Annotated in this window: 19 protein-coding genes and 1 tRNA gene; 15 read left to right on the top strand and 5 right to left on the bottom strand. The window is 73.2% G+C overall.

What is annotated here, in order from left to right; translation table 11 throughout:
- The first annotated feature begins 48 nt into the window (after window positions 1-48).
- Window positions 49-2148 (top strand): dTMP kinase, encoded by a 2100-nt coding sequence (gene tmk / locus ACFQBR_RS14105; protein WP_344177057.1) that lies wholly within the window; start codon window positions 49-51, stop codon window positions 2146-2148.
- Window positions 2149-2292: 144 nt separating this feature from the next.
- Here the strand turns inward: tmk and ACFQBR_RS14100 are convergent, their stop codons facing one another.
- Window positions 2293-2538 carry a hypothetical protein gene (locus tag ACFQBR_RS14100; RefSeq protein WP_344177059.1) on the bottom strand — a complete coding sequence of 82 codons (246 nt, stop codon included), beginning with the start codon at window positions 2536-2538 and terminating at the stop codon, window positions 2293-2295.
- A gap of 217 nt (window positions 2539-2755) precedes the next feature.
- Here ACFQBR_RS14100 and ACFQBR_RS14095 point away from each other — a divergent pair, with 217 nt between their 5' ends.
- The 4 genes from ACFQBR_RS14095 to ACFQBR_RS14080 all read left to right on the top strand — a co-directional run bounded on the left by ACFQBR_RS14095 (window position 2756) and on the right by ACFQBR_RS14080 (window position 6599).
- Window positions 2756-3937 (top strand): DNA polymerase III subunit delta', encoded by a 1182-nt coding sequence (locus ACFQBR_RS14095; protein WP_344177061.1) that lies wholly within the window; start codon window positions 2756-2758, stop codon window positions 3935-3937.
- Between the two features lie 255 nt (window positions 3938-4192).
- A complete protein-coding gene (locus ACFQBR_RS14090; RefSeq protein ID WP_378553535.1) occupies window positions 4193-5749 on the top strand; it encodes an alpha/beta hydrolase in 1557 nt (518 codons plus the stop codon).
- Window positions 5750-5891: 142 nt separating this feature from the next.
- Window positions 5892-5967: transfer RNA gene (locus ACFQBR_RS14085), tRNA-Thr, on the top strand.
- Window positions 5968-6239: 272 nt separating this feature from the next.
- Window positions 6240-6599 carry a hypothetical protein gene (locus ACFQBR_RS14080; RefSeq protein ID WP_344177064.1) on the top strand — a complete coding sequence of 120 codons (360 nt, stop codon included), beginning with the start codon at window positions 6240-6242 and terminating at the stop codon, window positions 6597-6599.
- Window positions 6600-6837: 238 nt separating this feature from the next.
- On the opposite strand, the gene ACFQBR_RS14075 is transcribed toward ACFQBR_RS14080, so the two are convergent.
- Together ACFQBR_RS14075 and ACFQBR_RS14070 are read right to left on the bottom strand one after the other, a co-directional pair.
- Window positions 6838-6993, bottom strand: coding sequence for a hypothetical protein (locus tag ACFQBR_RS14075; protein ID WP_267946874.1), 156 nt, complete (start codon window positions 6991-6993; stop codon window positions 6838-6840).
- Window positions 6994-7077: 84 nt separating this feature from the next.
- Window positions 7078-7911: an exonuclease domain-containing protein gene (locus tag ACFQBR_RS14070; RefSeq protein WP_344177066.1), complete on the bottom strand. Its 834-nt coding sequence runs from the start codon at window positions 7909-7911 to the stop codon at window positions 7078-7080.
- A gap of 150 nt (window positions 7912-8061) precedes the next feature.
- Between ACFQBR_RS14070 and ACFQBR_RS14065 the strand changes: the two genes are divergently transcribed.
- Together ACFQBR_RS14065 and ACFQBR_RS14060 are read left to right on the top strand one after the other, a co-directional pair.
- Window positions 8062-8280 (top strand): hypothetical protein, encoded by a 219-nt coding sequence (locus tag ACFQBR_RS14065; RefSeq protein ID WP_267946872.1) that lies wholly within the window; start codon window positions 8062-8064, stop codon window positions 8278-8280.
- Between the two features lie 37 nt (window positions 8281-8317).
- Window positions 8318-8707: a hypothetical protein gene (locus ACFQBR_RS14060; RefSeq protein WP_267946871.1), complete on the top strand. Its 390-nt coding sequence runs from the start codon at window positions 8318-8320 to the stop codon at window positions 8705-8707.
- Window positions 8708-8792: 85 nt separating this feature from the next.
- On the opposite strand, the gene ACFQBR_RS14055 is transcribed toward ACFQBR_RS14060, so the two are convergent.
- Window positions 8793-9398, bottom strand: coding sequence for a cupin domain-containing protein (locus ACFQBR_RS14055; protein ID WP_352983697.1), 606 nt, complete (start codon window positions 9396-9398; stop codon window positions 8793-8795).
- Window positions 9399-9942: 544 nt separating this feature from the next.
- Between ACFQBR_RS14055 and ACFQBR_RS14050 the strand changes: the two genes are divergently transcribed.
- Together ACFQBR_RS14050 and ACFQBR_RS14045 are read left to right on the top strand one after the other, a co-directional pair.
- Entirely contained in the window at window positions 9943-10179 is a 237-nt protein-coding gene (locus ACFQBR_RS14050; RefSeq protein WP_267946869.1) for a hypothetical protein, read from the top strand.
- A 109-nt stretch (window positions 10180-10288) separates the two neighbouring features.
- Complete coding sequence (locus ACFQBR_RS14045; RefSeq protein ID WP_344177072.1) at window positions 10289-10876, top strand: RNA polymerase sigma factor; 588 nt, start codon at window positions 10289-10291, stop codon at window positions 10874-10876.
- Between the two features lie 164 nt (window positions 10877-11040).
- Here ACFQBR_RS14045 and ACFQBR_RS14040 read toward each other — a convergent pair whose 3' ends face one another.
- Window positions 11041-11571 carry an inorganic diphosphatase gene (locus ACFQBR_RS14040; protein ID WP_267946867.1) on the bottom strand — a complete coding sequence of 177 codons (531 nt, stop codon included), beginning with the start codon at window positions 11569-11571 and terminating at the stop codon, window positions 11041-11043.
- A 76-nt stretch (window positions 11572-11647) separates the two neighbouring features.
- On the opposite strand from ACFQBR_RS14040, the gene dacB reads away from it, so the two are divergent.
- From dacB to folE, 6 genes are all read left to right on the top strand, one after another.
- The gene (dacB, locus tag ACFQBR_RS14035; protein WP_267946866.1) at window positions 11648-13018 is read left to right on the top strand and encodes a D-alanyl-D-alanine carboxypeptidase/D-alanyl-D-alanine endopeptidase; all 1371 of its coding nucleotides are present in this window, start codon (window positions 11648-11650) and stop codon (window positions 13016-13018) included.
- A gap of 140 nt (window positions 13019-13158) precedes the next feature.
- Complete coding sequence (locus ACFQBR_RS14030; RefSeq protein WP_267950543.1) at window positions 13159-14241, top strand: zinc-dependent metalloprotease; 1083 nt, start codon at window positions 13159-13161, stop codon at window positions 14239-14241.
- Window positions 14238-15254 (top strand): tRNA lysidine(34) synthetase TilS, encoded by a 1017-nt coding sequence (tilS, locus tag ACFQBR_RS14025; protein ID WP_344177074.1) that lies wholly within the window; start codon window positions 14238-14240, stop codon window positions 15252-15254. The genes ACFQBR_RS14030 and tilS overlap by 4 nt, the downstream gene beginning before the upstream one ends.
- Window positions 15255-15393: 139 nt before the next feature.
- Entirely contained in the window at window positions 15394-15948 is a 555-nt protein-coding gene (gene hpt, locus ACFQBR_RS14020) for a hypoxanthine phosphoribosyltransferase (protein ID WP_267946864.1), read from the top strand.
- Window positions 15949-16209: 261 nt separating this feature from the next.
- The gene (gene ftsH / locus ACFQBR_RS14015) at window positions 16210-18216 is read left to right on the top strand and encodes an ATP-dependent zinc metalloprotease FtsH (RefSeq protein ID WP_267946863.1); all 2007 of its coding nucleotides are present in this window, start codon (window positions 16210-16212) and stop codon (window positions 18214-18216) included.
- Window positions 18213-18812, top strand: a complete 600-nt coding sequence (gene folE / locus ACFQBR_RS14010) for a GTP cyclohydrolase I FolE (protein WP_267946862.1) — start codon at window positions 18213-18215, stop codon at window positions 18810-18812. The genes ftsH and folE overlap by 4 nt, the downstream gene beginning before the upstream one ends.
- The last annotated feature ends 9 nt before the right edge of the window (window positions 18813-18821 follow it).

Raw genomic sequence — 18821 nt, 5'->3', positions numbered from 1 at the left:
ATCCCGTGTCCGTCGTTCCCTTTCCCCCTCACCGATATCTTGAGCGCTATGAGCAGATCTGCACCCGGAGCGCCAGTCGAGGCGCGAAACGTCCTCGCGATCACACCCTTCCGCAGGCTGTGGATCTCGCTTTCCCTCTCCAGCCTGGGCGACTGGCTGAGCCTCCTGGCCCTGATGTCCCTGGCGGCGATCTTCACCGCCGGCGGTTCCACGCTCGTGCAGTACGCGGCCGTCAGCGGCGTCGTGGTGATCAAGCTCGCCCCGCCGATCCTGCTGAGCCCGCTGGCCGGGGCGGTCGCGGACCGCCTCGACCGCAAGTGGACGATGGTCGCCACCGACGTCCTGCGCGGCCTCCTGTACGTCTCGATCCCCGTCGTGGGACTCCTCGTGCCGGGCTTCGCCCTGGAGTGGCTGCTCATCGCCAGCCTCCTTGCGGAGCTCGCCGCCCTGTTCTGGACGCCGGCCAAGGACTCCGCCGTCCCCGGCCTGGTCCCCCGCAGGCTGCTGCCGCAGGCCGAACGGCTGAACCTGCTCACCACCTACGGCACGGCCCCGGTCGCGGCCCTGCTGTTCGCGGCCCTCGCCTCGGTCGGCAACGTGCTCGGCGCGCTGCTGCCCTCCATGGCGAGCCCCGAGGCCGACATCGCCCTCTACCTCAACGGCCTCACCTTCTTCGTCGCGGCGGCCGTCGTCGCCGTGCTGCCGATCCCCGGGCACAAGGCGTCCGGGGACGGCGGGATCGGCATCCGCGACAGCGGGATCCTCCGCGTCGTGGCGACGGGCCGCCGCCCCGGGGGCGAGCCGCTCCCGCGCGGCCTCGTGGCGGGCCTGCTCGGATCGCTCGCGGGCGGCGCCGCCGTCATCGGCGTCGCGCGCGTCCACCTCGAGGCGCTGGGCGCGGGCAACGCCGGTTTCGGCGCCGTCTTCGCGGCGGTCTTCGCGGGCATGGCCCTCGGCGCGCTCGCCGGGCCCCGCGTCCTCAAGCAGTTCAGCCGCAGGCGCCTGCTCGGCCTGAGCGTCGCCCTCTCCGGCCTGGCCCTGCTGTTCACGGGCGCCGTCGGGGACACGGTGCTCATCGCCGTCCTCGCGGGGCTCCTCGGCGTGGGCGCGGGCATCGCCTGGGTCACCGGCCTGGCGCTGCTCGACGACGAGGTCGGGGACGAGAACCGGCAGGGCGCGGTCGTCTTCGTGCACGGCGCCGCCCGTGTCGCGCTGCCGGCCGCCATGGCGCTGGCGCCCCTGCTCGCCGGGCTCGTCGGCGACTACGCGATCCCGATCGGCCCGCTCACCTACGACCTGCGCGGCGGCGGCGTCGTCCTGATGGCCTCCGGCCTGCTGGTCGTCCTCGTCGCACTGTTCTGCTACCGCCTGATGAACAAGGACCGCCCCGACGCCGGCCCCGGCCTGCTCCCCGAGCTCTTCGCCGCCCTGCGGGGCGTCGCGGTCAGCGACGGCGAGGGGGAGGCGGCCGTCCACTCCGGCGCGTTCATCGTGGTCGAGGGCGGTGAGGGCGCGGGCAAGTCCACCCAGGTGCGCGAGCTGACGGTGTGGCTGCGCGAGCAGGGCTTCGAGGTCATCGGCACCCGCCAGCCGGGGGCGACCAAGCTGGGCATGCGCCTGCGCGGTCTGCTCCTGGACCGGGAGAACTCGCACATCACCCCGCGCGCGGAGGTGCTGCTGTACACCGCGGACAAGGCCGACCACGTCGAGCAGGAGATCCTGCCCGCACTGCGCCGCGGCGCGGTCGTCATCAGCGACCGCTACGTGGACTCCCTGCTCGCCTACCAGGGCGCGGGCCGCGACCTGTCCGTCGAGGACATCCGCGACATCAGCTCCTGGGCCACCCAGGGCCTGGTCCCCGACCTGACGGTACTGCTGGACGTGCGGCCCGAGGACGGGCTCGCCCGCCTGGGCGGTCCCGCCGACCGCATCGAGTCCGAGTCGGTGGAGTTCCACTCCAGGGTCCGCAAGGGCTTCCTGGAGCTGGCCAAGGCCGACCCCGACCGCTACCTCGTGCTGGACGCCCGGGAGCAGCAGGACAAGATCACCCGCGAGATCCAGCGCCGGATCCGCTCCGTCCTGCCCGACCCGGTGCCGAGCGGCGCCGAGGCCGTCACGGGCATGATCCCGGTGATCAGGGCCGACTGAGGGGGACGCCCGGCCCGGAGGGCCGGGACACGACGGACGGGGGAGGCCCCGGCGGACCGCCGCCGGGGCCTCCCCCGTCCGGTCAGCCGGTCCGGGACGGTGCGTGCCCGGCGCCCCGGGAGGGCGCCGGGCACGGGTGGTCCGTCAGACCGGGAGGAGGACGGCGACCCCGATCGCGACGAGGGCGACGAGCGCCACGACCACGCAGCCGAGGACGATCGCGGCGACCCGGTCGGCGGCGGACATCCCGCGCCGCGGGGGTTCGGGCGGGGCGAACGAGGGGCGGCCGGAGCCCTCCCCGAAGGGCGACCCGCCCTCGTGGAGGGAGGCGTCCCGCTCGGGGCGGGACCCGGGCTGCGGCCGGAAGGAGGGGGAGGGGGAGTGCGTCAAGGGGGACTGCTCCGGATCTTCTGCGGGGGACGGTGAGGAGGGGTGTGGCTGGACCGCGGAGGTCGGGGGACCGCCGCGGCGGCCGTACGCGGAGCGGGCGCCGGGCCGTGACGGCACTACGCTATCCACCCCCTGCGGGCCTGTGGACGACGGCCCGGGCGTCGGTGGCGACTCCTATCCTGGGAGCAGACATCAGCGGTGGTTCTCGGGGGGAAGCGTGACGGTCTTCGACGACCTCATCGGCCAGCAGGCCACGGTGGGCCAGCTCCGACGGGCCGTGGCCGGGGCGTCGGACCTCGTCGCCGGGGGCCGGGGCGCGGGCATGACGCACGCCTGGCTGTTCACCGGCCCGCCCGGATCGGGCCGCTCGGAGGCGGCCCGGGCCTTCGCGGCCGCGCTCCAGTGCCCCGACGGCGGCTGCGGACACTGCCCCTCCTGCCACCAGGTCCTCGCCGGAACCCACCCCGACCTGCTGTACGTGCGCCCCAGCGGTCTGAGCTTCGGCGTCGCAGCCACCCGCGACCTGGTGCTGCGGGCGGGCTCCAGGCCCTCCGGCGGCCGATTCCGCATCGTGCTCTTCGAGGACGCCGAGCGCGCCACCGAGGCCGCCTCCAACGCCCTGCTCAAGGCGGTGGAGGAGCCCTCCCCCCGGACGGTCTGGCTGCTGTGCACACCTGCGCCCGACGACCTGCTCGTCACCATCCGCTCCCGCTGCCGGCTGGTCACCCTCGCCACCCCCGGCACCCGGGAGCTGGTGGACGCCCTGGTCCGGCGTGACGGGGTCGACCCCGTGCTCGCCCAGGCGTCGGCGGTGGCCGCGGCGGGCCGGATCGACAGGGCCCGGCAGCTGGCCACCGACCCCGAGGCGCGCAGGCGCCGGGAGGAGGTGCTGTCCATCCCCGCCCGCCTCGACGGGCTCGGCGCGTGCGTCACCTCCGCCGCCCGGCTGTACGAGATCGCCGAGGAGGAGTCCAAGGCCCTCACCACGGCCCTGGACGAGAAGGAGAAGGACGAGCTGAGGACCGCGTTCGGCGAGGGTTCCACCGGCAAGGGCGTGGCCAAGGCCATGCGGGGCTCCGCCGGCGCCATGAAGGACCTGGAGGAGCGGCAGAAGCGCCGTGCCACCCGGATCAAACGGGACTCCTACGACCGCGCCCTGCTCGACCTGGCCGCCTTCTACCGGGACGTCCTGGCCCTCCAGCTGGGGGCCTCGGTCGAGCTGTCCACCGGAGAGCGCTCCGGCGACCTGGACCGCGTGGCGCGCTCCAGCACCCCCGAGACCACGCTGCGACGGATCGACGCCATCATGGAGTGCCGCGGACGCATCGAGGCGAACGTGCACCCCCAGATCGCCATGGAGGCCATGACCTCCGCACTCCTGGTCGACGGGAGAGCGTGAGCCGGGACGGTCCGGGGCGCCCCGGCGGGGCGCCGACCTGAGCGGACGCCCGCCTCCGGTACCCGCGCGCACGGCCGCGGCCGTCCGGATCCGGACCGGTCCGGAGCGGCAGGAGGCGGCCCCGGCCGCGGGTCGCGACCACCCGGTGGCCGCGACCCCGGGGCCGTGGGAGGACAGAGCCGCACGGCCGGGCCGGTGCGGAGCAGACGACGCGCCGGCCACCAGCGGCCGGCGGAAACGAGAGGGCGGACATCCGTGGCGACGAGAGTTCGGGGGGCACTGGCGGCGGCACTGGCCGGTGCGGTGCTGCTGGCGACCGGGTGCACGGGCGGGGAGGGCGCCCCCGAGGAGGGGAACGTCGCAGCCCCCGACCCCGCACTGACCGACTTCACCGAGCAGGGCCTCGACTGGGGTGAGTGCGAGAGCGGGGCGGACGGCGCGGAGTGCGCGGTCTACGAGGTACCCCTGGACTACGACGAGCCCGGCGGCGACCGCGTCGAGATCGCGGTCAAGCGGTTCCCCGCCGAGGGCGGCGACCGCATCGGCTCCCTACTGGTCAACCCCGGCGGTCCGGGCGGCTCCGGCTACGACTACGTGGACCACGCCGCCTTCACTGTCAGCGACGCGGTGCGCCAGAGGTTCGACGTGGTCGGGTTCGACCCGCGCGGCGTCGGGCGCAGCTCACCGCTGACCTGCCTGGACTCCGAGGGGCTCGACGAGTTCCTCGGAGGGGTGGACAGCGTCGAGGGCGACGGCGACATGTCCGAGGTCACCGAGGCCGAGCTGGCCGAGCTGGAGGAGGACAGCCGCGGGTTCGTCGAGGCCTGCCGGGCCAACGACCCCGAGCTGATGCTCCACATGGGCACCGTCAACGTCGCCCGCGACATGGACATCCTGCGCGCCCTGGTCGGCGACGAGCAGCTGACCTACCTCGGCGCCTCCTACGGCACCCACATCGGGGCGCAGTACGCGGAGGAGTTCCCCGACCGGGTCCGCGCCCTCGTGCTCGACGGCGCGGTGGACCCCAGCCAGGAGCAGCTCGACCTCAGCGTCGCGCAGGCCACCGGCTTCGAGACGGCGCTGCGGGCCTTCGTGGAGGACTGCCTCGGGCAGTCGGACTGCCCGCTGGGCGCGTCCGGGGACAGTGTGGAGGACGGCGTCGGGGCGCTGAGCGACTTCCTGGCCGACACCGCCGAGGAGCCGCTGTCCAACAGCGCCGACGACCGCGAGGTCAACCGGGCCCGCGCCGAGCTCGGCGTCCTCGCGGCCCTGTACTCCGAGAGCTGGTGGCCCCGGGTGCGCGAGGGGCTGGCCGAGGCGATGGAGAACGGCGACGGCACCGTGCTGATCCAGCTCGGCGACGACCTGTACAGCCGCGAGGACCCGGCCGCCTACGAGAACTCCACGGCGGCGCTCATCGCGGTGAACTGCTCCGACTCCCCGAGCCCGCGCGACGTCGACGCGTATGTCCGGGCCGCGGCCGAGGCCGGCGAGGAGTCGCCGATCTTCGGTCCGACGCTGGCCTGGGGGGCCCTGCCGTGCGCCTACTGGCCGGAGGAGGCGGTCACCCCGACCACCGGCCTGGACGGAGCGGGGGCCGCCCCCATCATGGTGGTGGGCACCACCCGGGACTCGGCCACCCCGTACGCGTGGGCCGAGGCGCTCGCGGGCCAGCTGGAATCCGGGTTCCTGGTGACCCGCGACGGTGACGGCCACACGGCCTACCGCATGGGCGACCAGTGCATCGACGACATCGTGGACGCCTACCTGGTCGACCTGACCGTTCCCGAGGACGGCATGGCCTGCGCCTGACCGACGGGGCCGGGGGCCGCCGCCCCCGGCCCCCGCGCCCCGCTCGCGGAGGCGGGACCGGCATGACCGCAAACGTGTACACGGCACCCGTCGGAAGGCGTTAGACTGGGACCGCTTCGCCGCGTGTGACACGCGGCGTCGCGCCGCCTTAGCTCAGTCGGCAGAGCGATTCACTCGTAATGAATAGGTCGTCGGTTCGATTCCGACAGGCGGCTCCAGCCAAAACGCCACCCCGGACCGGGGTGGCGTTTCGCGTTGGTGGCCAGTTGGGTGGCCAACGCCTGTTCGGCGAACAGGCCGCCCGTGGCGCCGGTCCCCGCGCCTCGCGCTCCGCGCCGGGGACCGGGGGCGCCAGGACCATGGCTCCGGCGGCCCGGCCCGGGGACGCGGTTCCGGGCCGCCGCCGTCGACCGCCCTTGGTCAACAGATGATTACCCGCCGTGTCGGCGGCGTGGGGCTGTGCCGACGGGGACGCGGGTAGGTGCACGCCATGAGCCTGATGTTCATGCTGTTCGCGCTGCTCGGGTCCATCGTCGTGCTCGCCGCGGGTTCCCTCGCGCTGCGCCGCGTGGTGGCCTACCTGAACGACCGGCTCGTGGTCGAAGAGGCGACGGCGCCCCGGGTGGAGCCCGAACAGCATGTGGGCGGATACGTTCCCGCGCCGAGGGGGCAGGAGGACCTGCCGCACTCCCTGCGAACCCGCGTGCACGACCTGGTCGCCCTCGGTCGGGACGAGGAGGCGGTGCGGATGGTCCGCGAACGCCTGGGCGCCGACGAGGTCCGCGCCCGGCGGATCGTCGCCGCGCTCGGAGGCGACGGGACCGGCTCCAGGCGGGCTCTGGAGCCCTAGGTGTACCGGCCTGAGGGGCCGGTGGCGCAGGAGGCGGGAGGGCCTCCTCCGGCCGCGCCGACCGCGCCGACCGCGCTCGGACAGCCGGACCCGGGCCGGCCTTCGCCACCCGTCCTGCGGGAGGTGCCCGGCGAACGCTCGCGGCGATCGGCGCACGCGGTTCCGTCACGGGCCGCGGGGGCGCGGTCAGGCCCGCGCCCCCGCGGTCGTCGCCTCGCGGTCCCTCCCGGCCCGGACCTCAGGCGCGCTGCCGGTTCTGGAGCCACCCCCACACGGCGGTGGCGACGAACAGGATCGCGCCGATGACGGCGAGCCAGACCAGCCCCTTGATCACCACGCCGATGATGGTGAGGATCAGCCAGATCGCCAGCAGTACCAGGATGAGGTAGACCATGTCGCCTCCTGAGGATGTGCGTTCTGTGGGGGTGGCCTACCCGTTCGCCGGGGTTCCGCACATCACGGGCCGCGGGGAGGGCCCTCAGGGCCAGGTGCCGTCCACCACGGTCCCGTGGTCGGGCTTGTTGCTGTCCATCCACGCCTGGCGGTTGCGGGCGTAGGAGAGGGCCCAGTCGACCTGGCGCCGGTGCAGCTCGGCGAGGTCCGCCGAGGCGAGCCCGGGGTGGCGGGCGCCGATCTCCTCGGCCAGGGCCAGTGCGGCGGAGGCGTCGCCCCGGGCCGTGTGGGCGTCGGTCAGCTCCACCCCGTAGTACTCGCACATGGCGCCCAGGTTGCGCTTGCCCTTGCGGTAGGGCTCCACCCCGCGGTCGATCACCAGCGGGTCCACCACGGGGGCGGGAGGCCCGCCCAGGCGCTCCTCCAGGGAGGCCAGGCCGTACCGCCGCAGTTCGCAGGAGAGGACCCGCAGGTCGTAGGGGGCGTTGAAGACCACGAGGCCCTGGCCGGCGGAGAGCTGGTCGGCCAGGGCCCCGGCGATCTCCTCCAGGCACTCGGCGGCCGGTCGTCCCTCGGCGCGGGCCCGTTCGGTGCTGATCCCGTGGACCGCCACCGCTCCCGCCGGGATCTCCCGATCGCCGGGGCTCACCAGCCAGGTGCGGGCCCTGCCCTCGCGGTCCACGAGGGCGGCCGACACCAGGAAGGCGGTGTCGGGGTCGCGGGAGGAGGTCTCGGAGTCGAAGCCGAGCAGGGGGGTGGTGTGCCAGCCGGGGTGCGCGCCCCGGGAGGGCGGGACGGGGCGCGGCTCGTGCTCGGCGCAGTAGGTGAGCCAGCGGCCGTCCCCCTTGAGGACGATCCCCTCGCCGGTACCGACGGCGACCTGGCAGGTGGTGCATGTCCCGGGGTAGCGGTTGCGCATGGATTCCTCTCGGCCGGATGGTCGGCACTGCTGTGAGCAGCGGCGATGTTCCATCGTAGAGCGGCTCTGCGACAGTCGGGGAGGGGGTGGGAGGGGCGGTGCCGGTGGGGCGCGTGTGTGCGGGGGCCTTCTTCTGGGGAGGGGAAGGGCATGAGTTTGGAAGAGGCATCACGTCAGCTGGAAGCAGCCATCCACGACGCACGGGTTTCCTTCGACTGCATCCTGTTGGAGGAGCTCGACCGCGCGCACACGAACGCGATCACCGCCAGAGCCGCGGTCGACGCGGCGGAGCAGGCCATCAGGGTGGAGTTCGAGAGGCGGGAGGCCGCCAAGGAGGACTCGTCGGAGACGACGGGGACCGCCGACTGACCCGCCGTCGAATCGAACATATTTTCGATCAAAGGGTATGCTGGTCGGCATGCCCGATCAGCCGCTGACGCCGGACTGGCCCGCGAGTGTTCACCCGCCCGGGTCGGACTCCTTCGAGCAGACCGCCCTCGTGTGGCTGTTCGACCACGTGCCCGCCGACTACCGGCTGCACGGGGTCCTGCGTCGTCATCCCGTAGCCCTCTCCCGGCTGGCCCGCCAGTACGTCTCCGCGGCGCTGGAGGCCGCCCGGGAGGGGTACCGGACCGCACGGGTCGACCTCCGCGACCACCTGCCCCCGCACGCGCTCGACCAGGTGATGAACGCCTACCTCGCGGAGGGGCAGCGCATGGCGGGGGTCCTGCGGTCGGTCGAGGCGGTCGACGCGGCGCTCCGCTCGGCCACCGGAGAACGGGGCGCGGATGTGTGAGCGCCCCGACGCGGGACCGCGCACGGGGGCGTTGTCCGGGCGCGGACGCCCCGGACACGGGACGGCGGCCGCCGCGCGCGGGCGATCAGGCGGTCACCCGGACCACCACGGCCACCTCGTCCCCGGTGTTCACCAGGAAGTGGTGTCCCCGTGCGGCCCCTCCCACGGGTGCGCCGACCACGCGGGCCCGGCCCTCGGCCAGCTCCGAGGCCGAGCGCATCTGACCGTCGGGGGCCGACGCGATCAGATGGGCGCGACCGCTGACCAGGTAGAGGACCTCCATGCCGTGCGGACGCGCGGGGTGGTCGGCGGGGCCGGACACGAAGCTGTTGGGTTCGAGGGCCACGGTGGTCACCCGCAGCCGGCCGCTCGCGTGGCGGCGGGCGGCGCGGGGCGCCGGCTGCCAGTGCCCCCGCCGGGTCGGCCACAGGGTGGGTCGGCGCAGCGAGGACGCGGCGCCGCGGGCGGCCGCCACCAGCCGGCCCAGGGTCGGCAGACGTCGTTCGCCCAGGTGGGCATAGCCGGAAGGGCGTCCGGCGTCCACCACGTCGCCGATCCCCTCCAGCGAGACCGGCCCGGGGGCCGGGGACGGGGTGTCGGAGGGGCGGCGGGCGGCCGGCGCCGACACGGCGGACGGCGGGGCCTCGGAGGACGGGAGAACGGCGGTGGGGTCGAGAGTGCGCTGGGGCATCGTGAGAGGATCTTTCCCGTGTGCGCGCCCGTGTGTCGGGAACGCGCGGATGTCGTCGGTGGGTCCCGGCGGGCCGGGCGGCAGGTGCGAGGTCTCCGCGCCTACGCGTGGAGACGGGAATCACCCTGCGGGATGCGCCCCGTGTCCGGACCACACGCCGAGGTGGTCGGATCGGAGGGGCACGCGGTCGAGCGACGGCGTACGGAGACGCCTCAGAATCGGCTCAGCGACGACAACACGGACACGCCGCACAGGCCAGGTGGCAGGGGGCCCCGGGGGCCGTGCGAGCCGTGGCGTCGGTGCGGGTGCGCGGATACATAGGTGCAAGGACACCAGCAAAGTCCGGGAGGAGTCAAGCCATCGTCGGGAATCGCGCGTGTCGGCCACCTCACCCCGGAGGAGCGCCGGGTGTGTTGCGGGTGGCGCTGCGCGGTGGTGACATGTGGAGCCCGAGTACGGCGTGCGAACACCGCCGGAGCGGGCACCATCCCCCAGCCGTAGTGACAGGAGCGGCCGTTATGGCATACCTCCCCAGAAGGCACAGTTGAACCCCGAGACCCCGGGGCTGTGGGCGCGTGTGCTCGTGCGCGCGCTCGTCGTCGCGGCCGCCGCGGTGATGGCGCTCGGCTTCCTCGGACCGGGCGCGGCCGTCCTGGTCGCCGCGCTGACCGCGCTGACCTTCGTGCTGCTGTGGCTGCGCGCGCGCCACCAGAGGTCCTCCCGGCCCCCCGGCGGAGCCCCCCGCCCCCCGGAGCCCCGGGGTCCCCGGGACGCGGACTGAGGGGCCCGCGCGCACCGGTTCCTTCGGTTCGACGGGCGGAGTGCAGGTACGGCACGTCTTTCGACAAAGGGGGATGTGCCGCCCGCCGCGCCGCGTAGATTCTTGGTCTATGACGGACCAGGATCTCCTCCACGCCCTGCGCTCCAGTCGCATACCGCGGGCCGACGCCTACGCGAGGCTGCTCGACGCCTACGGGGAGGAGCTCTACCGGCGCTGCATCCTGGTCCTGCGCGACCGCGACGCCGCGCACGTGGTGCTCAGGGACACGCTGATCGCCGCCCGGGCGCACATCGGCCGGCTGGAGGAGCCCGAGCAGCTGGGGGAATGGCTGCACGCCCTGGCGGAGGCGGAGTGCGCCAGGCGGCTCGCGTCCGGCCTGCGGACGGCCGCGCCGGTCGGGATGTCCATGCCCGAGAGGACCGCGCTGGTGCCGGTCCGGGTGCTCAACGGGATGAGCGGGCCCGAGCTCGACGGGTACCGGGCCCACGTGGCCGCGCGCGCCGACCACTTCGACCGGAACGGGTTCCCGGTGCGGCCCGACGGCCCCCTCCGGCTGCGGGGGGTGGTGGCCCTGGCCCCCGTCACGCTGGCGGTCGTGTGCGCCCTGCTCCTGGTCGCGTTCGCCGGTTTCGTGCTCGCCCGGGACCACGCCCCCGAATCCGCCCCGGGGGAGGCGATCCCGCAGAGCCGGAGATGACGCCGGCCGTCCACAGCCCCTACCGGGGCGGGGCGAACCGGGGTTTCATGGATACAGGGGGGCCGCCAGTCCCGACGGCACCGGCGTGCCCCGACGGCGGAGGGCCGGTGGGAACGTCCCCACCGGCCCTCCGCCGGCACAGCCGGACCACGCGTCGGCGATGCCTACTTGTCGCCCTCGGTGTCGGAGATGTGCGAGCTGTCGCCGTGCGCCCCCGCCTCCTCCGCGCGCTTCACGGAGGCCACGATCTCCTGCTCGGCCTCGTGGCGGCCCACCCAGCTGGCCCCCTCGACGGACTTGCCGGGCTCCAGGTCCTTGTACACCGTGAAGAAGTGCTCGATCTCCAGGCGCTCGAACTCGTTGACGTGGTGAATGTCACGAAGGTGCTCCTGGCGCGGGTCCGTCGCCGGAACGCAGAGCAGCTTGTCGTCACCACCGGCCTCGTCGCGCATCCGGAACATGCCGATGGCGCGGGCCCTGATCAGGCAGCCCGGGAAGGTCGGGGCCTTGAGCAGGACGAGGGCGTCCAAGGGGTCGCCGTCCTCGCCGAGGGTTCCCTCGACGAAGCCGTAGTCCGCGGGGTAGGTGGTGGAGGTGAACAGCATGCGGTCGAGGCGGATACGACCGGTCTCGTGGTCCACCTCGTACTTGTTGCGCTCCCCCTTGGGGATCTCGATCGTAACGTCGAATTCCATGCTGATCTCGGCTCCCAATGCGACTAATGTCGCCGTATAACAACAACGTCAGGCCGCGACACCGAAGGAAGGGCAGGTGCCCCGGGTGCGACGGGTACGAGGCGAGGGGCTCCTCGCACTGGCCCTGCTCAACATATTCGTGCTGATTGCCGGGTTCGTAGCCCTCGACGTGATCGAGGCTCGGCCGCTTCCCGCAGTGCCCAACCCGGTCACGAACGCCGAGGGCGTGGCGGCGGCGGAACCCGCGGCCTCGACTCCGGCGGACCCGGAACGGATCGCGGACATCCTTGATGATCCCATGTCGTCCCCGGGGCTCGAGGAGGGCCTCTCCGGTTACGTCGTCGACGGAACGACCGGTGAGACGCTCTTCGAGAGTGACGCGGACACGCCCGTGACCCCCGCTTCGACGACCAAGATCGCCACGGCCGTCGCCGTCCTGGACACCGTCGGCCCCGACCACGTGCTGCGCACCGAGGCGTACCTCGACACCGGCGCGAACCGGGTGGTGCTGCGCGGAGGGGGCGACACGACCCTGACCGCGACCGCCGACTCCGCAGCTTACCCGCAGGTAGCCACACTGGAGGAGCTCGCGGCGCGCACGGCCGAGGCGCTGGCGGCGGAGGGCGTCGACGCCGTCTCCCTGGGCTACGACGACTCGCTGTTCGCCGGCCCCGGGACCCCGGAGGGCTGGAAGCCCAACTACGTCCCCGAGGGCAACGCGGCCCCGGTCACCGCACTGATGCTCGACTCCGGCCGGGTCTCCCCGGAGGCCAGCGGTTACGGCTCGCGCACGACGGAGCCGTCCCTGCACGCTGCGCGGGCGTTCGCCGAGCAGCTGGAGCGGGCGGGCGTCGAGGTCGAGGGCGAGCCGTCGGAGGCCACCGCCTCGGGCGAGCCCGTGGCGTCGGTGGAGTCGGCGCCGATGGCCTCCCTGGTGGAGTTCATGATGCTCGCCAGCGACAACATCCTGGCCGAGTCCATGGGCCGGATCACCGCGATCGAAACGGGGGAGGAGCCCACCTTCGACGGCGCCACGGCGGCCACCGAGCGGATCGTGTCCGGGCTGGGCGTCGAGGGCGTCTCCCTGACGGACAACAGCGGCCTCAGCACCCGCAACCGCATCACGCCGCGCGCCCTGGTCGAACTCCTGGAGCTGGTCGCGAGCGGCGAACGCCCCGACCTGGGCGCGGCGGTGACCGGGCTGCCGACCGCCCACGCCACCGGCACCCTGGCCGGGCGCTACACCGAGGGCTCCTCCGCCCACGACGCCGCGGGCCTGGTGCGCGGCAAGACGGGCACGCTCAACGGGGTGGCCACCCTCGCCGGAACGGTCCACGACCGCGAGGGCAACGTGTTCGTCTTCGCCTTCATGGCCAACAACCCGGCGGCGAGCGGCTACCAGCTCGACTCGCTGCCCGCGGCGCTCAGCCGCTGCGGCTGCTCCTGACCGCTGCCGCCCCTCCGCTGCGGGCGCCCGGAGCGGAGGGGCGATTCGGCCGGTCTCAGGGGTATCCCTGGGGGCACCCGGAATTCCGACCCTGATCCCCGTGCCCTCCGCCGCTGCGTGGGTAGGCTGGCGGTGTGACTGTGATCGACTGGGACGTAGCCGTCAACACCGGTGTTCGCCTCGTGCGCCCTGGGCCGCAGGTGGACCTCTCCGACGCACGGCAGGCCGTGGCGCAGTTGCGCGAGCTCTCCACCGTGGCGGCCGGGCACGTGCGCGACTTCACCGGAATGAACCCCCTCGAACCAGCGGGACCCGCGGCCGTCGTGGACCGCCCCGGCTGGATCCGAGCCAACGTCGACGGGTTTCGAGTGGTCATCGAACCCGTACTCGAGCAAATGGGCGCCGACCGGCTCAACAACAGCCCCGCCGGGAACCTGACCAGCGCGGTCGGGTCCCGGATCACCGGGATGCAGCTGGGAGCGATGCTCTCCTACCTGGCGGGGAAGGTCCTCGGCCAGTACGAGCTCTTCCTGCCACCGGGCCCCGACGGCGCCGTGTCGACCGGCCGTCTGACCCTGGTGGCGCCCAACATCGTCAACGCCGAACGCGAGATGGACGTCGACCCCCGGGACTTCCGGCTGTGGGTGTGCCTGCACGAGGAGACCCACCGCATGCAGTTCACGGCCACGCCGTGGCTGCGCGGGCACGTCCAGGGGCTCATGCAGGAGCTCCTGCTGTCGTCCGACATGAACGCGGGCGACCTCATCGACCGGCTGCGCGCGGCCGGCGAGGCCGTCGCTGACGCCGTCCGCGGGGGCGGGGAGACCAGCCTCATCACCGCGATCCAGAGCCCGGAGCAGAGCGAGATCATGGACCGCGTCACCGCGGTCATGAGCCTGGCCGAGGGGCACGGCGACTACGTGATGGACGCCGTCGGACCCGAGGTGGTGCCGACCGTCGCCACCATCCGCGCCCGCTTCCAGAAGCGCCGCGAGTCCGTCAACCCCCTCGACCGGATCATGCGGCAGCTGCTGGGCATGGACATGAAGATGCGCCAGTACGAGGAGGGCGCCGCCTTCGTCCGCGCCGTCGTGGCCGACGTCGGCATGGCGGAGTTCAACAAGGTGTGGACCTCGCCCGAGACCCTCCCCACCCTGGAGGAGATCCGGAACCCGCACACGTGGGTCGCCCGGGTCGTCCGCCCCGCCGCCATCACCGAGTGAGCGGGCCGCCCCCCGCCGTGGCCGCGGTGCGCTCGGCGGTCCGGCGGGCGCTGTCCGCCCTGCCCTCCGGCGCCACGGCGCTGGTGGCGTGCAGCGGCGGCGCCGACTCCCTGGCACTGGCGGGGGCGGTGGCCTTCGAGGCGCCGAGGTCGGGGAGGGCCGCGGGCGCGGTCACCGTCGACCACGGGCTCCAGGAGGGGTCCGCGGCGCGGGCGGAGGCGGTCGCCCGCGTCCTGCGCGGGCTCGGGCTCGACCCGGTCCTGTCCAGGAGGGTGGAGGTGGGCGCGGACGGGGGGCCGGAGGCCGCCGCGCGCCGTGCCCGCTACGACGCCCTGGAGGGCGCCGCCGCCGCGCACGCCCCCGCGGTGGTGCTGCTCGGCCACACCCTCGACGACCAGGCGGAGACGGTCCTGCTGGGGCTGGCGCGGGGGTCGGGGGCCCGCTCCCTGGCCGGAATGGCGCCGCGCACCCGCGGCTACGCGCGCCCCCTCCTCGACCTGGACCGCGCCACGGTCCGCGAGGCGTGCGCCCTCATGGGCCTGGACCCCTGGGAGGACCCGCACAACCTGGACCCCCGCTTCGCCCGGTCGAGGGTGCGCCACGACGCGCTCCCCGCACTGGAGAGGACGCTGGGGCCGGGGATCGCCGCGGCCCTCGCCCGTACGGCGGCGCTGCTGCGGGCCGACGCCGACACCCTGGACTCCTTCGCCGACGCGCTGTACGCGCAGGCGGCCGAGACGCCCGCCTGCCTCCCGCCGGTCCCCGCGGCCCCGGTCGGGCCGGAGCTGGCGGTGGCACCGCTGGAGGCGGCCCCCGACGCGCTGCGCACGCGCGTGCTGCGCCGGGCCGCCCTGGCGGCCGGCTGCTCCGCGAGCGCGCTGACCGCCCGGCACGTGCGCGAACTGGACCGCCTGGTCGTCGACTGGCGTGGCCAGGCCCACATCGACCTGCCCGGGGGCATCAGGGGGCGGCGCTCCGCGGGCCGTATCCGGTTCGAGGCCGGAGCCCCCTGAACCCTCCCCGCCTGCCCGGCATGTCCGACCTGCGCGGACGCCGAGGGGGCCGGGGGCCGCCGGTCGGGGGCCGTACCCGTGTTCGGCACGTTTATCCTGGTTGCCGCAAACGGGGAACCCAGCAGCGAGGACAGTGAGCGTGGACGCTAAGGACATGGGCCGGGACCTGGAGAAGGTCCTGGTCACCGAGGAAGAGATCAACGCGCGCCTGGCGGAGCTCGGTGCGCGGATCGACGCGGACTACGCGGGCAGGGACCTGCTGATCGTCGGAGTGCTCAAGGGCGCGGTCATGGTGATGGCCGACCTGGCCCGGGTGCTGCACAGCCCCGTCTCCATGGACTGGATGGCGGTGTCCTCCTACGGCGCGGGGACGACCTCCTCCGGTGTGGTGCGGATCCTCAAGGACCTGGAGACCGACATCAAGGACCGCGACGTCCTGATCGTCGAGGACGTCATCGACTCGGGCCTGACGCTCTCCTGGCTGGTGGGGAACCTCAAGTCGCGCGGGCCCAGCTCGGTCGAGGTCTGCACCATGGTCCGCAAGCCGCTGGCCTTCGACGTCGACCTCGACGTCAAGTACATCGGCTTCGACCTGCCCAACGAGTTCATCGTCGGCTACGGCCTCGACTACGCGGAGAAGTACCGCAACCTGCCGTTCATCGGCACTCTCGCCCCGCACGTCTACGAGGAGTAGCCCCCCGGGAACGCCGCCGCGCGGCCCCCGCGCGGCGGTGGGAACGCTCACGGGAACAACCGGGCGGGGTGCCGTCGTTGCTCTCATGACGACCCCGCGTCCGGCTTGCCGAGCGGTGCTCCCGCCCGGTGGGGTGCGGTGTACCGTCGAAGGTCCCGGCGTTCTCGCGGGGAGCCACGTGTCCGTTTGGTCCTGCTTCGGATAGTTCTCTGGGGCGGGCGGCCTGGTCAGGAGGGACGGACCCGACAGGGTTCCGCTCACATGAATCTGAAGCGTTTTTTCCGCGGCCCGTGGATCTGGGTCCTGGCCGTCGGCCTCATGCTCATCATCGGTTTCCGCGTCTTCGACGTCGGTGGCGGACCACAGCCCACGGAGACCGACACCTCGACCGTCTACCAGCTCATCGAGCGGGACGAGGTCGACAACGCCGAGATCGTCGACCGCGACCAGCGCATCGTGCTGACCACGACCGACGACGAGATCTACGAGGCGTACTGGGTGGAGGGGCAGGGCCTCCAACTGGCGGACATGCTCCAGGAGTCCCTGGAGACCGAGGGCAGCAGCCTCGAGTCCTACGAGGTCACGGTCGCCACGACCTCCGTGTGGACCACCGCCCTGTTCAGCCTGCTGCCGCTGATCATCATCATCGTCATCTTCTGGTTCATCTTCAGCCAGATGCAGGGCGGCGGCTCCCGGGTCATGAACTTCGGCAAGTCCAAGGCCAAGCTCATCACCAAGGACACGCCCAAGAACACCTTCTCCGACGTCGCCGGCGCGGACGAGGCGATCGAGGAGCTCCACGAGATCAAGGAGTTCCTCCAGAACCCGTCCAAGTTCCAGGCGATGGGCGCCAAGATCCCCAAGGGCGTGCTCCTGTTCGGCCCGCCCGGAACCGGTAAGACCCTGCTGGCCCGCGCCGTCGCGGGCGAGGCCGGGGTCCCGTTCTACTCCATCTCCGGCTCGGACTTCGTGGAGATGTTCGTCGGTGTCGGCGCCTCCCGTGTGCGCGACCTGTTCGAGCAGGCCAAGGCCAACGCTCCCGCCATCATCTTCATCGACGAGATCGACGCCGTCGGCCGCCACCGCGGCGCGGGCATGGGCGGCGGCCACGACGAGCGCGAGCAGACCCTCAACCAGATGCTGGTCGAGATGGACGGCTTCGACGTCAAGGGCGGCGTCATCCTGATCGCCGCCACGAACCGCCCGGACATCCTCGACCCGGCCCTGCTCCGCCCGGGGCGCTTCGACCGGCAGATCGTCGTCGACCGCCCCGACATGGACGGCCGCCGCGACATCCTCAAGGTCCACTCCAAGGGCAAGCCGCTGGCCGACGACGTCGACTTCAACGTCATCGCCCGCCAGACCGCCGGGATGACCGGCGCCGACCTGGCCAACGTCATCAACGAGGGCGCGCTGCTGTCCGCCCGCGCGGACAGCACGGTCATCACCCACGCGGTCCTGGAGGAGGCCATCGAGCGCGTCATGGCCGGTCCGGAGCGCAAGACCCGGGTCATGTCCGACCAGGAGAAGAAGATCATCGCCTACCACGAGGGCGGCCACGCCCTGGTGGGCCACGCGCTGCCCAACTCGGACCCGGTGCACAAGATCACGATCCTGCCGCGCGGCCGTGCCCTCGGGTACACGATGTCGGTGCCGACCGAGGACAAGTTCCTCACCTCGCGCTCCCAGATGATGGACCAGCTCGCCATGATGCTCGGCGGACGCGCCGCGGAGGAGCTCGTCTTCCACGAGCCCACCACCGGCGCGGGCAACGACATCGACAAGGCCACCAACCTGGCCCGCAACATGGTCACCGAGTACGGCATGAGCGAGCGCCTCGGCGCGCGCAAGTTCGGCTCCGGCAACACCGAGCCCTTCCTGGGCCGGGAGATGTCGCACGCCCGCGAGTACTCCGAGGAGATCGCCTCCATCATCGACGAGGAGGTGCGCCGCCTCATCGAGTCCGCGCACGACGAGGCCTACGAGGTCCTCGTCGAGTACCGGGACGTCCTGGACGACCTGGTCGTGGCCCTGCTGGAGAAGGAGACCCTCACCAAGACCCAGGTGCTGGAGATCTTCGCCCCGGTGACCGAGCGCCCGTCGCGGGGCTCCTACACCGGCTACGGCAAGCGCCAGCCCTCCGAGCGGCCCCCGGTGCGCTCCAAGAAGGAGCTGGCGGTCCTCAACGGGGCGGAGGTGCAGACCCCGTCCGCCAACGGCCGCCTGCCCGAAGCCCCCTCCACCGGCACCGAGGGAGGCGACGCGTGAGCGGAGCCGGCGAACTGCCGCCCAGACCGGTGGACCGTCCGCGCATCGAGCGCGCGGTCAGGGAGATCCTCATCGCGATCGGCGAGGACCCGGACCGCGACGGCCTGGTCAAGACCCCGGAGCGGGTGGCGCGCGCCTACGAGGAGCAGTACGCGGGGCTCGGCCAGAAGCCGGGCGACGTGCTCACCACGGTCTTCGAGGCCGACCACGAGGAACTGGTCCTGGTCAAGGACATCGAGCTCTACTCCACGTGCGAGCACCACCTGGTGCCGTTCTACGGGGTCGCGCACGTGGGCTACATCCCGGGCGCCGACGGCCGCATCACGGGCCTGAGCAAGCTCGCCCGGCTGGTGGACGTGTACGCGCGCCGCCCGCAGGTCCAGGAGCGGCTCACCGGCCAGGTCGCGGACGCGATCATGGACCACCTCCAGCCCCGCGGCGTGATCGTCGTGGTCGAGGCCGAGCACCTGTGCATGACGATGCGCGGGGTGCGCAAGCCCGGGGCCCAGACCGTCACCTCCGCGGTGCGGGGGATCTTCCGCAGCAGCGACCGCACCCGGTCCGAGGCGATGAGCCTGATCCTCGACCGGCGCTGAGGGCGCTCC

Source organism: Nocardiopsis tropica, from assembly GCF_042660575.1.
Taxonomy (GTDB): domain Bacteria; phylum Actinomycetota; class Actinomycetes; order Streptosporangiales; family Streptosporangiaceae; genus Nocardiopsis; species Nocardiopsis tropica.
Note: the sequence above shows the minus strand (reverse complement) of the source record. Positions and strands in the feature narration are given on the sequence as shown.

Coding starts and splice junctions, on each gene's coding strand:
- ACFQBR_RS14060 (WP_267946871.1), top strand. CDS start 8,318: ATGCTGGTCGGCATGCCCGATCAGCCGCTGACGCCGGACTGGCCCGCG.
- ACFQBR_RS14065 (WP_267946872.1), top strand. CDS start 8,062: ATGAGTTTGGAAGAGGCATCACGTCAGCTGGAAGCAGCCATCCACGAC.
- ACFQBR_RS14040 (WP_267946867.1), bottom strand. CDS start 11,571: ATGGAATTCGACGTTACGATCGAGATCCCCAAGGGGGAGCGCAACAAG.
- ACFQBR_RS14055 (WP_352983697.1), bottom strand. CDS start 9,398: ATGCCCCAGCGCACTCTCGACCCCACCGCCGTTCTCCCGTCCTCCGAG.
- ACFQBR_RS14080 (WP_344177064.1), top strand. CDS start 6,240: ATGAGCCTGATGTTCATGCTGTTCGCGCTGCTCGGGTCCATCGTCGTG.
- tmk (WP_344177057.1), top strand. CDS start 49: ATGAGCAGATCTGCACCCGGAGCGCCAGTCGAGGCGCGAAACGTCCTC.
- ACFQBR_RS14075 (WP_267946874.1), bottom strand. CDS start 6,993: ATGGTCTACCTCATCCTGGTACTGCTGGCGATCTGGCTGATCCTCACC.
- ACFQBR_RS14070 (WP_344177066.1), bottom strand. CDS start 7,911: ATGCGCAACCGCTACCCCGGGACATGCACCACCTGCCAGGTCGCCGTC.
- ACFQBR_RS14045 (WP_344177072.1), top strand. CDS start 10,289: ATGACGGACCAGGATCTCCTCCACGCCCTGCGCTCCAGTCGCATACCG.
- ftsH (WP_267946863.1), top strand. CDS start 16,210: ATGAATCTGAAGCGTTTTTTCCGCGGCCCGTGGATCTGGGTCCTGGCC.